A 14,197-nucleotide genomic window follows, 5' to 3' on the forward strand; every position below is an offset into this window, starting at 1 on the left:
GCAAGCTGCCCGGGCCCTGAGGGTCCGGGCAACGGACCGCAGTGGGGCGGCGAATGATGATCACCGGGATCATCGCCTATTCGCAACGTGCGCCGCCCCGCTGCACCAACCCGATCCCTGGGCGTCCGGCCCAAGGCCCGTAACCAATCTCCATGAACTCCCAGCGCCGGATAAGCTCAACCAAGCCGCTGCAGTCACGCTCCGTCGCCGAGCAAGGGCTCCCGGTCCGCCCCTGCGTGGGCTGGCCGACGATAGCGCCGTAAATGACTGTCTCGCAGTAGCCGTTCTCAAGGAGGAGACCAAGGTGACTAAGACCGCGCAGCGCACTGCTGCTCCTGGGGGCGACACCCCCGACAAACGTCCCCGGCGTACTGCCCCCCGCCGCCGTATCCTGCTGATGGCTGCGAGCGTTCTCGCCGTCTTGGCTCTGGTTTTCCTCGTGCTGGGCGGAGGCATCTTCCAGCCTGCGTCCGCCGTGGAACCGGAGGGGACCATGACCGCCATCCAGATCATTCCCCTCGTCATCCTTGTCGTGATGTTTGTCGTCGCCACTAAGTGGCCGTTGAACATCGGCGTCATGGGGCTGGTCGCATCCTTCGGCGTCGGGTACTTCATGCTCGGCATGACCGACAAGGAGATCCTGGCCGAGTTCCCCGCCAGCATTGTCCTGACCATCATCGGGGTGACCTACTTCTTCAGCATGGCCCAGCGGAACGGCACCATCGACATCATCGTGCAAACCTGCGTGCGCCTCGTCCGGGGCAAGACCATGCTGTTGCCCTGGGTGTTCTTCCTCATCGCTGCCGCGCTGACGTCGCTTGGCACGTTCTCGCCGGCCGCCGTCGCGCTGCTGGCACCGGCGGCCCTGGGCTTCGCCTACGAATCACGCATCCATCCCGTGCTGATGGGTGCCTTCATCATCAACGGAGCCCATGCTGGCGGCTTTTCCCCGTTGTCCGTGGCCGGCGTGCTGGTACACGACGTCGCGCTGAAGAACGGCTTTCCCATCTCCCCGGGGGCACTCTTCACGGCGAGCTTTGCCCTCAACCTCGTCCTCTCCGTACTCACCATTGCCGTCTTCGCCCTCCTGGGCAGGCTGCGCGATGGTGAGAACGGCCAACATGTCGATCTCGACACAACCCGTACCACTCGTCCACAGGGCCAGCAGATCCTTACCCTCATGCTGATCGCCAGCATCCTGGTGTGCACCCTTGGTTTCCAATTGCCGATCGGCTTTGTCGCCCTTTCCGCTGGCCTCTTGTTGGCCTTGGTCAACATCAAGGAACACCAGACGTTCATCGGCGGCATCTCCTGGTCCACAGTCCTGCTCGTGGCCGGCATGATCACCTATGTCTCCCTGCTCCAGCACGTGGGCGTTATCGACACGCTCGCCAAGCAGGCCTTGGCCCTGGGTGCACCACTGCTGGTCGCACTGGTCCTCTGCTACGTGATCGGCGTCGGCTCGGCCTTCGCCTCCTCCACGGCACTGCTGACAGCGTTCATCCCCCTCGCCGGTCCGCTCCTGGCCACCAGTTCGTTGAGCGCTTCCGGAACAGTCGCGGCGCTGGCCATCGCTGCCACAGTTGTGGATGTCTCCCCGTTCTCCACTGACGGTGCGTTGGTCGTGGCCAACGCAAGTGAGAACGACCGGCAGCGCGTATACCGCCAGCTCATGGTCTACGCAGGCGCAGTCGTGCTGGTCGCCCCAGCGCTTGCCTGGGGCCTGCTGGTACCCACTGGAATTATGTAATCGGGCGCATGGCCTACCCAGGTAGACCTGACGACCTGTTTTCGTGGGCATTGTGGGCCCGACCGGGGCAGGCAAGACCACGCTGGTGAACCTGATGATGCGCTTCTACGAGCTCGACGCCGGGCGGATCACGCTGGACGGCGTGGACGTCACCGCGATGACCCGGCACGAGCTGCGCTCGCGGATGGGCATGGTGCTGCAGGACACGTGGCTGTTCGGCGGGACCATCCGCGACAACATCGCGTATGGCCGGCCCGGTGCTAACGAGGCGGAAATTCTGGAGGCGGCAAAGGCGACGTATGTGGACCGGTTTGTCCGCTCGCTGCCGCAGGGCTATGACACGGTGCTCGCCGATCCGGGGGTGGGAATGTCTCGGCGGGGGAGAAGCAGCTGCTCACGATCGCCCGGGCGTTCCTGGCCCGCCCGTCGGTGTTGATCCTGGACGAGGCGACATCCTCGGTGGACACCCGCACCGAGGTGCTGGTGCAGAAGGCGATGAGCGCGCTGCGGTCCGACCGTACTTCTTTTGTGATCGCGCACCGCCTGTCCACGATCCGCGACGCCGACCTCATCCTGGTGATGGAGGCCGGGCAGATCGTGGAGCAGGGGACGCATACGTCCTTGTTGGCGGCGGGCGGGGCGTACTCGGCGCTGTATGAGGCCCAGTTCGCGGCTCCGGTGGCGGAGGTCTAGCGGTGATGGAAGATGCTTAGTCGAACCCTTAATGTCAGGAGACAGCTCCTCACAGAAGGCCACGCAGCATAGAACTATTCACGTTCCGCATTGGCTTGGCGAACAACCGGGAGGACGCCGGTAGCCGTGCTCTCAACCGCCGCAACATATTCGCTGTAGATCTCTTTCAAGCTCTGGTCCAAGCGCTTGTAGGTTTGCTCCGACAGTGTCGGCAGCCCCACGAGCTGCGATGATTGGCCGGATGGAACTAAAACGCTCATGTGGTGGCTCCTCGTCCTTGTCCCGTGGTTGCACATGTCCCAAACCCGGAATGTACCTCAAGTTTGCCCTATAGGTCTGTCAGATTATAGCTCACACGCCTTCGAAACACTCCCGTCCTTGCAAAATGCGTATGTGAGTGTCCGTCAGGAGGCCAGTCTCTCGTTGTACCTGACACTCCGCAGGATGAAGTGCCACACTATCGAGAAAAAGTTGGCGCAGACGCTTACTCCTAGCAGTCCGACCACCACTGAATCCGAGTGAAAGTCGCTGAAGTCGAAAGTGAGCGGTGGTGTGTTCTCACTGAGGATGGACGGCAGTAGAGCTGCACTTAGCGAATTGATGAGATACCAGACAACGTTGGATGCGCTGGCTAGTGACATGCGCCCCAAAGCGTCCCCGCTGAGTCTGCTAACCATCCAGCCTGCCAGAATGGCCGGCAAACTCGCTAAGATTGCGGGTATCGTCGCCGCCTGGCTCCCGGTGGGAAAATGCGTCATATAGGCGACTAGTGCGACGGTTGCCAAAGCGCCGACTCCAAGCGGGAGGCCGATTCCGGGCGGTACCTCACGGATGTGAAGTGCGAAATGAGCCTTGGGCTTTGTTTCTCTGAAATCCGCCCGAACCTTGGGATTCGTGCCCTGCGCAATGACGTCTTGATACGACTCCACTCTATACGTTTCATGTACTAGAGAGGTGCCGACACTGTTGCTATGGAGATGATGAATGCGCCGATCCCCGATGGATGCATTCCGGCTAGGTAGCTGTTTTCCGTCAATAACAGCCATGCCCTTGTAGTAGTACATTCCGTCAGGAATTACGACCTCAAGATGGTAGCTCTCCGCTCGCGCCACGGAGAACATTGTCATGAAAAAAGAACGCGGTGCGAGCCCGAGATGCGCCCGGAGTAATTCCGAAGCCCGTCCTGGTCTATGTACTCCGCCTGTGACAACCTGCCTCTTGATCGTCCATTTCTGACCGACTGTAATGAATGCCCCTCGCTTAACGCCTTTTGCGACTCCATAGATAAGATTTTGAGTCGCAAGTTGGTATATGAGCTGGCAAAGATGGGCGATTGCATTCTCGTTCTCGTTGCCTCCTGAGGAGCTGGATGCCTTCCGAATCTGTTTCAGCACCTCAGCCACCTCTGACTCGGGAACGGGCGGATCCGCGACTATTGTCTTACGGACGGTGTGCTTAAGTGGCTCGTGCGATCGTCCCAAAACATCTCTCCACAGCAAGTCCACCGTGAAAAGCGATAGTTCGCTCGCCTCACGGGACCCCAGAAGATCTACCTTGTCGTCGTCCACTGTTGCCGAGAAGTCATTGCGGAGAAATCGTTTCTCAATGAATGCGAGCGGGATGATGTCCACGCCCTCTGGTGTAGCATGTTGCTCTTTGGACACCGCCTTGTCTGCGTGTGGGAGCCTCCGTGTTTCCGATGATTCAACTTCGATCGTCGGCGGCGTGAGCGTGTACTTGTCCTGGGCTCGAACCACGACTTGGAGAAAGTAGAGAACGTGACGATAGGCCCGCAGTAGATCCTCTTGGGTGGCCCAGTTGGTGAGCTCCCCGACTGGCGGAATCACGATCTCGTCCCTTGTTTTCGAATGTAAACTCTGGGACTTGCGCTGCCGCGAATTTAGATCCACGGGAAGCCCGGTAACGGCATGATCAAAATGGAGTGAGGCTGCTGTTTTCATAGCGCCCGAAACCTCACCAGAGAGCACATTTCGGAAATGGGCAATGAATGCGGCAAGTGCTAGCAGTGCCATTGAAAAAACAACTTTGTCTCGGGTCACACTCGCGTATCCAGCAAAAAGCCATATAGTCCCAACTGCAGTCAGACATAGAACGCCAAATATGTTGAGCAAAGCACGCGGGAATAGATAAAGACCGATCACACGGAGATCATCCCGGTTGCGTGGGGAAATCATGTTCTTGGCCAATTCTGCTCCTAGGCTAGTCCAAAAAGTTTCAGTAATCACTGAGTAATTCTCATAGAGATTGCTGATTGCGTTCAAGATGATCAGCTTAGAGCCCACTCGGTCATTTCGAGATCTGGTAGAAGGGGGTGGGCGCGTCCCGCCATCACGAGGGTTCCGCCGTAGCGGTTAGCGCGTATAGCCAATTGATACGCGTCGGCCGATGCCGACTTGAACCGTCGCTTTTCGAATCCTGGAATTGGCTTCGGGCCAGGGAGGAGGTCGAAGCCCATGCCCGAAAAGTGTCAGGCGCAGCATCAATCATCCATAGAATCGCCCAGTACTCGAAGGCCGAGGACGTAGGGCAACTTGTCGGCCAGTACAGGGCCTACCTGAATGGCGAAGAGATCAAGGTCGAGACTTATCGCCGGTCCACCGATGGTCACTACCAGTTTTCGGTGGACGCCTACGTCAGTGATGAGCCCTCGCGGCGCGGCTTCGGCAATGGCGGGGCGACGATCGACGAGGCTCTTGCCACTTACCCCTGCGACAAGCTCGCCAGCTAGCTCCGGCCGATATCCGTGGCATGCAAGACAAAACCCCGCGTTCGATTCTGTACGCAGGCGTTTGTCTACTCAGCTTCGTCGGGGAAATCGAGCGCTTCTTGACGGACGTGCTCTATGTACTTTAAATGCTCACGTCCGCTAAGACCAACTTGATCCTTGGCCTCAACAACCTCGACTCGGAAGCTAACTTCCTCACCTAGGACAAATCCACTGCCGGTGATGTCTGCCGGATCTTCCAGATGCACTCTTCGCTTGCGATTACGTACTTGCTGCACAGTGACAATGCCATCAAGATCGAGGCCGGTGATTCTGCCTGTCACGATTGTCTCTTTAGGCTTGTCTATCTGCTTGAAGAGCCCTTTTGCATAGGTGCGACCCTGCTCGGTAAGGTTCGACTGCACTCGGCCACCTGTGGGTGAACGCCATTTGCCGCTCATGTTCAGGTCGTGCTTATCGAGTGCTTCGGTCAGCTTTCTGGCAGTCTTTAGTAGACGCTTGTTCTCTCCGAAACGGCTGGCGATAACAGACGCCAACGCTCCTTGCTCCAGCATGTTATGTAGGTCAAAAGTGTCACGCACAGCCTGGTCAACAGGTGACACATCAACTTCAACCTGTCCTTCAGCAGAAGGTGCGAGGGGTAGCTTCGGCTTGTAGTGGAGCACTAGGCTCCCGCGAGTAATGCGCACCAGGGTCATCTCAGACTCAGAGGGTCGATCAGCGGCAGCTTGTAGCTCTGCGCCAATAGGTCCGAGAAGGTCATCGGCGATGTCCTGATTAACTCCGCCATTTGTAACAGCGTCACCGGAAAGCCGGATGACTAGGTACGAGAAGGGAGGCAGGCCAGGTTGCATTCTGCGAGCAGCGGCATCCTCAGCTTCGTCGAACACCTCGAAGACATCGCCCTCGGGCTCAGGAAGTGTCGATAGGAAGGCACTAACGGATTCAGCCCGCTCGGCAGAGACGTGATGGTCTAGATAGCTCCGGACGCTTTCACTCACCACGTCACCTCCAGATAGCCGCGCGCTGAAGTTACATTGGGTGCCAGAGATGGTCCCTTCGGACCATCTGGCCTGACCCTCTGCCACCAGTCATCAAGACCGCCTCGTCTTGCTAGGTAGTTCTGTTCATGTTCGAGCAAAGTAGTCGGCAGTAGAGTTGATTCAAGGCTACGCCAGGGGATCGGGAAGGGCTCCACTTTGTACTCCTCCACCAGTTTCTTCCGGTGGCCAACAAGACGCTTCACCTTGCCGAGGCCCTGGGAACCAGCCAGATTGCTGATGACGTCTTCATCGTAGACGGGGGATACGTCAATATCGCTTGGATCTACCTCGTCGGAGATGAAGCTCCCTGCAATCCAGAGCGTGTGAAGTATCTGTTGATTGAACGGTTTCTCTGAGTCCCTCCATGCCTGAAGGTAGCTGATAAGCCCTTCCCAGATCGCCGGCCTGGTTGTGGAGTTCATAAAGTCTGGATGATCCACGAAGCGATGCCGAATATGGCTGAGAGTGGTTCTATATCGTCCTGGTGGAAGGTGCCCTGTTTTCGGATCGAGAGGCGGGATCGCGTGCAGGATACCCGCCATGCTGACGTCCGGTACCCGCTCGTCTATTGTCTGCCCCATGGCCCTAGACTGCCACAGATATCCTCCGCCACCGATTTGGAACACACTGCTCCGCAGACCTCACTTCCGGCAAACCCACCGCTCTGATGCCTCTGGTCAGCGGCACTTCGAGCCGGCTCTTTACCTGGCAGAACGCCAGCCCATGTCGGTTGCCACTAACACAAAGTGAAAGTGGCTCGGCCCGGTTCGTAGCAGAATGAATCCTTGGGAGGAGTTCTCGACCCAGACAGCGGCCCCAGGAAGCCCGCCACCCGCCGTCGTAGTACATGGACACACAGCGCACCGCACAGAGCCCCGCCCGTAGTCTGTTTAGATGCCTCGTTTTGCGCTCGATATTGACTCCGTCCCCCGCCCCTTCCGCTCGCAGGAACTGCTGGATGCGGTGAACCACCGGGTCGTGATCGCCGACGGGGCGATGGGCACCATGCTGCAGGACCGGGAACTGTCCCTCGAGGACGACTTCCTGGGGCTGGAAGGCTGCAACGAGATCCTCAATGCCACGCGGCCGGATGTCCTCGCGGACATTCATGACGCGTACTTCGCCGTGGGAGTCGATGCGGTCGAAACCAACACCTTCGGCGCCAACTGGTCCAACCTCTCCGACTACGGCATCGACGACCGGATTGAAGAGCTCGCCCGGAAGGGCGCCGAGATCGCCCGCGAGCGAGCAGAAGCGGCAGAAAAAACAGACGGACGGATGCGCTGGGTCCTGGGCTCGATGGGGCCGGGCACCAAGCTCCCCAGCCTCGGGCACACCAGCTACGACTACCTCAAGCAGACCTTCGCCCTGCCGGCCGGGGGCCTCATCGACGGGGGAGCGGATGCGTTCCTCATCGAGACGAGCCAGGACCTCCTGCAGACCAAGGCCGCGGTCAACGGATGCAAGCAGGCCATCGTGGCCCGCGGCATCCGGCTCCCGATCTTCGTCGAGGTGACCGTCGAGACCACCGGAACCATGCTGATGGGCTCCGAGATCGGCGCCGCGCTCACCGCGCTCGAGCCGCTCGGCGTCGACGCCATCGGCCTGAACTGCGCCACCGGGCCGGATGAGATGAGCGAGCACCTGCGCCACCTGGCCAAGCAGTCCTCCGTGGCGATCGCCTGCATGCCCAACGCCGGCCTCCCCGTTCTTGGTGCCAACGGCGCGCACTATCCGCTCTCACCCACCGAACTCGCCACCGCGCACGAGCAGTTCGTGCGCGAATTCGGCCTGGGTCTGGTGGGCGGCTGTTGCGGTACGACGCCGGAGCACATGGCCGCCGTCGTCGAGCGTCTCGCGCCCTTGCGCGACAGTGCGGCCGTCACCAGCGGCGGGAGGGGCGCCGACGGCGCCCGCGTTCCCACCGAGCGTGAAGCAGGCATCGCTTCGCTCTATCATCATGTGAATTTCGACCAGGAGTCCGCGTACCTCGCCATTGGTGAGCGCACCAACGCCAACGGTTCGAAAGCGTTCCGCCAGGCCATGCTCGAAGAGCGCTGGGATGATTGCGTCGACATCGCCCGCGGGCAGGTCCGCGTCGGTGCGCACCTGCTCGATGTCTGCATTGACTACGTGGGGCGCGACGGGGTCGCGGACATGAAGGAGATCGTCTCGCGTTTCGCGTCGGCCTCCACGCTCCCGCTCGTCATCGACTCCACCGAACCGCAGGTGCTGCAGGCCGGGCTCGAACTCATCGGCGGACGCCCCGTGATCAACTCCGTCAACTATGAGGACGGCGACGGCCCGGACAGCCGCTTCGGGCGGATCATGCCGCTCGTGAAGGAACACGGCAGCGCCGTGATCGCCCTGACCATCGACGAACAGGGCCAGGCACGCACCACCGAGGGCAAGGTGGCCATCGCCTCGCGCCTGATCGATTCCCTGGTGGGTGAATGGGGGATGCGCGTGGAAGACATCATCGTCGACTGCCTGACCTTCCCCATCGCCACCGGGCAGGAAGAAACCCGCCGGGACGGCATCGAAACGATCGAGGCCATCCGCCAGATTACCGAGAAGTACCCCGGCATCCACACCACGCTCGGCGTCTCCAACGTGTCCTTCGGCCTGAACCCGGCAGCGCGCATGGCCCTGAACTCGGTGTTCCTGCACGAGGCCGTGCAGGCGGGCCTGTCCAGCGGCATCATCGACGCCGCCAAGATCGTGCCGCTGGCTTCCCTGCCGGAGGAGCAGCGCAAGGTGGCCCTGGACCTCGTCTGGGACCGCCGCGAATACGACGCCGACGGCAACGTTACGTACGACCCCCTGAACAGCATGCTGGACCTGTTCGCCGGCGTCGACACCGCAGCACTGAAGGACCAGCGCGCCGCGGAACTCGCGGCGCTGCCCACCGGCGAACGCCTGGCGCGGCGCATCATCGACGGCGAAGGCAAGGGCCTTGAAGAGGACCTCGACCTCGCACGCAGTGAAGGCATGACCCCGCTCGCCATCATCAACGACCAGCTGCTCGAGGGCATGAAGGTTGTGGGCGAGCGCTTCGGAGCCGGCGAGATGCAGCTGCCGTTCGTGCTGCAGTCCGCCGAGGTGATGAAGACCGCGGTGGCTCTGCTCGAGCCGCACATGGAGAAATCGGATTCCTCGGGCAAGGGCACCATGGTGATCGCCACCGTGCGCGGCGACGTGCACGACATCGGCAAGAACCTGGTGGACATCATTCTCACCAACAACGGCTACAAAGTGATCAACATCGGCATCAAGCAGGGGATCGCCGAGATCATGGCCGCGGCCGAGGAGCACAACGCCGACGTAATCGGCATGTCCGGGCTGCTCGTAAAGTCCACGGTGGTGATGAAGGAGAACCTCGCCGAACTGCAGTCCCGCGGCCTGGCGAAAAAGTGGCCCATCATCCTCGGCGGGGCAGCCCTGACCCGCGCCTACGTGGAGCAGGACCTGGCGGAGCAGTTTGATGGAACCGTCAGGTACGCGAAGGACGCCTTTGAGGGCCTCGCCCTCATGGAACCGCTGGTCCGCGTCGCCCGCGGCGAGTCGCCGGACGACGTCGGCCTTCCGCCGTTGAAGAAGCGGATCCATAAAGGCGGACCGAAGTTCACGGTGACCGAGCCGGAGGCGATGCCGCGCCGGTCCGACGTCGTCTCCGACAATCCCGTGCCGTCGCCGCCGTTCTGGGGCACGCGCATCGTGCGCGGCGTCGCACTCCACGACTACGCCACTTTCCTCGACGAACGCGCCACCTTTATGGGGCAGTGGGGGCTCAAGCCCGGCCGCGGCGAGGACGGCGCCTCCTATGAGGAACTGGTGGAACGCGAAGGCCGGCCGCGGCTGCGGTACTGGCTGGACCGCATCCTCGGCGAGGGAATGCTCGACGCGTCCGTCGCCTACGGCTACTTCCCGGTGGTCTCCGAGGGGGAACAGGTGGTGGTGCTGCACCATGGGGAGGACCGCGACGGCGTCCTCGGCACCGCGGGACTGCTCGCCCCCGACGGCGGCTCAGGCGGCCCGCTTGGCACCGAGCGGCTGCGTTTCGACTTCCCGCGCCAGCGCCGCGACCGGCACCTGTGCCTCGCCGACTTCGTGCGCTCGCGCGAATCGGGACAGATCGACGTCCTGCCGGTGCAGCTGGTCACCGCCGGCTCGAAGATTGACGAGTTCACATCAAAGTTGTTCGCCGCCAACCAGTACCGCGACTACTACGAGCTCAACGGCCTGGTCATGCAGCTCACCGAGGCGCTTGCGGAGTTCTGGCATGCACGCATCCGCAAGGAGCTGGGATTCGCGGCCGAGGAGCCCAAGGACAAGGCCGGCCTGTTCAAGCTCGACTACCGCGGTGCGCGGTTCTCGCTCGGATACCCAGCGTGTCCGGACATGGAGGACCGCCGCAAGGTGACGGAGCTGCTGCGTCCCGAGCGGATGGGCGTGGTCCTGAGCGACGAGCTGATGCTGCACCCCGAACAGTCCACCGACGCGTTTGTGTTCCACCACCCGGAGGCGAAGTACTTCAAGGTGTGAGTTGAAGCCGGTCCCTAGCCGGGGCGGGTGGAGCCTGCGTGGCTTGCCCTCCGGGTCCAGGAAGCACGCTGGAGACTGGCTTCACCCGACGGAGTGCGGCGAGAATGGCCCGTCCCACCACTGCGATTCCGATGACGGTGGTGATGGCACGCAGGGTGTCCCAGCCCGCCGTCGACGTCAGAAGCGAGTACAGCAGGAAGCTGCTGAGGTTGGTAACCAGCGGCGCGCCGGGCACGTAGGAGATGCCGGTGCCGGCGCCCACCGCGAAGGGCCAGAACCACAGGTTGGTCAGCAGGCCGAACAGGTAGGACGCCAGGATGCCGTAGCCGCCCAGCATCCACAGCTCGGCTTTGCCCCGCACACGCCGCGGGAGAAGGCCGGCCCCCGCGCCCACCCATGCACAGGCGAAGATCTGGAACGGCGTCCACGGCCCGATGCCACCCCACAATGCGCTGGAGAGGGCGATGGTGGCGGCGCCGAGGAGCATGCCGAACCGGGGACCGAAGGCCCGGCCGGCCAGGATCAGCAGGATAAACACTGCCTCCACGCCCCCGACCCCGGTGCTGGCCACCCGCACCGCGGAACCTACTGCGGCCAGGACGCCGAGCAACGCCACCGTGTGTGAGGAGCGGACCGAGCCGTCGAGGGACACGCCGATGGCGATGGCGGCGAGCGGCGCAATGGCCAGCGCCGCGTAGGGGAGGGCCGCGGCGGCATCCTCCGGGAAGGCCGCGGCGAGGAGCGGCCAGCAGAACGCTGCGAGGGCCAGAAGGTTTGCCGCTGCGAGAACTGCGAGCTCGACGCCCCGCGGCATCCGGATGCGGCGCTGTCCTGCCGGGCTCTGGGTGTCTGTTTCGTCAATGACCCGTGGCCTCGGTCCAGCACTTGCCTGCCGGGGAAGGGGGAGGGGCGGTTCCGGCGCGTCGGCCGCCACGGCGGCAGGCGCGACGCCGTCACGCATCGGGAGGATCCGGGCGCCGAGGCCGTGGGCAAAGTCGAGGTCGTGCGTGGCGATCAGGACCGCCGCGCCGGAGTCCGCTGCCGCCCGCAACGCCGCCGAAACTGCTGCGCGTGCGGCAGGATCGAGTCCTCGGGTGGGCTCATCGATCAGGAGTACCGGGGGATCGTCCATGGTCTGCAGCGCGATGGCGAGGATTCTGCGCTCGCCTGCAGAGAGGTCTCTGGGGTGCTCGTGTCCGATAGGAATGCTGACGTCTCCCCGCAACCGGGCAAGGTGTGACTCCGCAGAGCGTGGGGGAAGCTGGTCACCGCGCCGGTGTGAGCGGCGCGCGGCACGCGCCTGGCGCCGCTCGGATGCGCGGAGCTCTCCCGCGACGGTATCCCTCGTGAAGAGGTCGTCCGAGGCGTCCGGCACGAGGGCCACCCGTCCGCCGTCGACCGTGCGGCCGTTGACGGTTCCTTCGCCGAGGGCGAGCGCCACCAGGAGGGAAGACTTCCCGGCGCCGTTTGGACCCACCAGAGCCACCACCTCACCACGGTGCAGGGTCAGGGACGCCTCGCGCACGAGTGGCTTGCCCTTGCGGTGCACCGCGAGATTTGCCGAAGTCAGCACGGGCGCTGGCTTCGCTGGCTCCGCCGGCGCTGGACGGGCAACGGCAGGGGATGACGGCGCGGATGGAGCGGCACCCGGCACCAGGGCGCCGTCGTCGATGGTCCACCACGAATCGGCCACCGGGGCGAGCTGCGCAGCCCGGTGCTCCGCCACGATGACGCAGACACCGTCATCGCAGGCGAGATCGTTGAGGACGGCGATGACGTGCCCCCGAGCTGCGGTGTCGAGGTCCGCCAGCGGCTCATCAACCAGAAGCAGGGCCGGATGCTCCACCACCGCGGCGGCGATGGCCACAAGTGTTGCCTCACCCGCCGAGAGGGTGCTGACATTCCGGTCCAGCAGCGCCGACACTCCGATACGCTCCGCGACCTCCAGCACCCGGACCCTGGCGGTCCCGGATGCCATGCCGCGCAGCTCAAGTGCGAGGGAGATTTCGTCCCGGACCCGGGTGCTGGCGAAGGCTGCGCGGGGATTCTGCAACACGACGCCGATGAGGCGGGCGGTGTCGCGGGGCGGCGTGGCGGCACGGTCCGTTCCGGCGACGCGCACGGTGCCGGAAATTTCCCCACCGTCCACGTGTGAAAGGAGGCCGGCGATACCCCGCAGGATGGTGGATTTGCCGGAGCCAGTCGGCCCGGTAATGACCGTAATGGACCCGCTCGACGGCGTGAATCCGGCGACGCGCACCTGCGCGTCACCAATGCGGAATTGTGCGTCCCGGATGCGAACCGGTGTTTCGGTACCTTGGCCGGGTTGGTGTGCTGCCCGGGCCCCGAAGCCGCGCAACTCCAGTGCCGCGGCAACCCGGCCCGCGTGCTCAAGGGTGCGCTCGAGCACCGGAACCAGGGCGCGGGGGCCGAAGCGTTCGCCCCGCAACCGGAACGCCAGACGGACGGAGGTCACAGCGTCGGCAAGCGCCGGAAGCGCCGCCCACGCCACCACGAGCGTCCGGGCCAGGCCCTGCACGGGGCCGCGGCGGGCCAGGTGCACGAAGCCGCGGGCCACATCCACCCAGGCGTTGAGCAGGCCGAAACCGAGGAACATCCCGGCAATTGGCAGGGCGGACAGGAACGCCGCCCACAGCCCAGGCGCCGTGACCGGACCGAGGAGGACGACGTGGGTGTACGGGGCAGGCAGCCGGATCGCCGGTAGGTCGAGCAGCACCGGTTCGCCAATGCCCGCCCCGTTGAAGAGGATGCGGTAGATGACCCGCGCCGCGATGAAGACGACGGCGAGGACCGCCGCCGCGCGTAATGGCGCGGGTCGGAAGGTCATGCCGCGGGGGCGGCCGGTTCGCCGTCGACCGTGTAGAGCAGTTCCAGGCTCTCGCCCGGGCTCACCTTTAAGGTGGCCAGGCCTTCCTGCGCGTACGCCCAGTCACCGGAGGCCGGCTTAACCCAGAGCGCCCAGTAGGCAAAGGCGGCGGGCATCTTGCTGCAGTCTTCCCGGTACGTCCCGCCCTTGTGGGCGATGTCGAGGTCTGCGGCGGGCACGCCGTTCACTCGGCACACCAGTTCGTTGGGATAGTCGGCAGTGCCCTCGGTTTTCACCTTTGCCTCGTCGAGCACCTTGGAAGCGGGCGTCGGCCCGTCCACAGTCACGCAGACGGAGGAGTCAGCGGCGGCCTGCTTCAGGGCGCCCGAATCGACGATGACCTTGACACCGGCGCAGGGCCCGGAGGCGGCACTGGATGAAGCCGTTGCAGTAGGCGCCGGGGCAGAGGTGGTTGCCTGGGTGGCGGCCGGCGTGGAACAGGCGGCGAGGGTAAACAGGAGACCGGCGGCGGCGAGGGAGCTCGCGGCGGCGGTGCGGATCTTAGTCAAAGTCACGTGTCAAGGGTAGGACGT

General features: G+C 63.5%; 9 protein-coding genes and 1 pseudogene. 4 read left to right on the top strand and 6 right to left on the bottom strand.

Translation table 11 applies throughout. The features are described from left to right. The first annotated feature begins 304 nt into the window (after positions 1–304). On the top strand, positions 305–1,750 hold the full coding sequence (locus tag AC1MFL_RS11230; RefSeq protein ID WP_479809762.1) for an SLC13 family permease: 1,446 nt from the start codon (positions 305–307) through the stop codon (positions 1,748–1,750). A gap of 43 nt (positions 1,751–1,793) precedes the next feature. Further along, positions 1,794–2,443 (top strand): annotated as a pseudogene (locus AC1MFL_RS11235) (ABC transporter ATP-binding protein); the annotation flags it as partial. A 74-nt stretch (positions 2,444–2,517) separates the two neighbouring features. Here AC1MFL_RS11235 and AC1MFL_RS11240 read toward each other — a convergent pair. Together AC1MFL_RS11240 and AC1MFL_RS11245 are read right to left on the bottom strand one after the other, a co-directional pair. Further along, a complete protein-coding gene (locus AC1MFL_RS11240) occupies positions 2,518–2,703 on the bottom strand; it encodes a hypothetical protein (RefSeq protein ID WP_479809763.1) in 186 nt (61 codons plus the stop codon). A gap of 144 nt (positions 2,704–2,847) precedes the next feature. Next, positions 2,848–4,725, bottom strand: a complete 1,878-nt coding sequence (locus AC1MFL_RS11245; RefSeq protein ID WP_479809765.1) for a hypothetical protein — start codon at positions 4,723–4,725, stop codon at positions 2,848–2,850. A gap of 203 nt (positions 4,726–4,928) precedes the next feature. On the opposite strand from AC1MFL_RS11245, the gene AC1MFL_RS11250 reads away from it, so the two are divergent. Next, positions 4,929–5,192: a hypothetical protein gene (locus AC1MFL_RS11250; protein ID WP_479809767.1), complete on the top strand. Its 264-nt coding sequence runs from the start codon at positions 4,929–4,931 to the stop codon at positions 5,190–5,192. Between the two features lie 65 nt (positions 5,193–5,257). On the opposite strand, the gene AC1MFL_RS11255 is transcribed toward AC1MFL_RS11250, so the two are convergent. Together AC1MFL_RS11255 and AC1MFL_RS11260 are read right to left on the bottom strand one after the other, a co-directional pair. Then, a complete protein-coding gene (locus AC1MFL_RS11255; protein ID WP_479809769.1) occupies positions 5,258–6,190 on the bottom strand; it encodes a hypothetical protein in 933 nt (310 codons plus the stop codon). Beyond that, entirely contained in the window at positions 6,187–6,813 is a 627-nt protein-coding gene (locus AC1MFL_RS11260; protein WP_479809771.1) for a DUF6932 family protein, read from the bottom strand. Before AC1MFL_RS11260 ends, AC1MFL_RS11255 begins: the two co-directional genes overlap by 4 nt. Positions 6,814–7,126: 313 nt before the next feature. Between AC1MFL_RS11260 and metH the strand changes: the two genes are divergently transcribed. Then, positions 7,127–10,777, top strand: coding sequence for a methionine synthase (gene metH, locus AC1MFL_RS11265; RefSeq protein ID WP_479809773.1), 3,651 nt, complete (start codon positions 7,127–7,129; stop codon positions 10,775–10,777). Here the strand turns inward: metH and AC1MFL_RS11270 are convergent. After that, the gene (locus AC1MFL_RS11270) at positions 10,767–13,625 is read right to left on the bottom strand and encodes an ATP-binding cassette domain-containing protein (RefSeq protein ID WP_479809775.1); all 2,859 of its coding nucleotides are present in this window, start codon (positions 13,623–13,625) and stop codon (positions 10,767–10,769) included. The genes metH and AC1MFL_RS11270 overlap by 11 nt on opposite strands. Further along, positions 13,622–14,179 carry a hypothetical protein gene (locus tag AC1MFL_RS11275; protein WP_479809777.1) on the bottom strand — a complete coding sequence of 186 codons (558 nt, stop codon included), beginning with the start codon at positions 14,177–14,179 and terminating at the stop codon, positions 13,622–13,624. The genes AC1MFL_RS11270 and AC1MFL_RS11275 overlap by 4 nt, the downstream gene beginning before the upstream one ends. Positions 14,180–14,197: the final 18 nt, after the last annotated feature.

It is taken from the genome of Arthrobacter sp. BG3 (assembly GCF_056680185.1).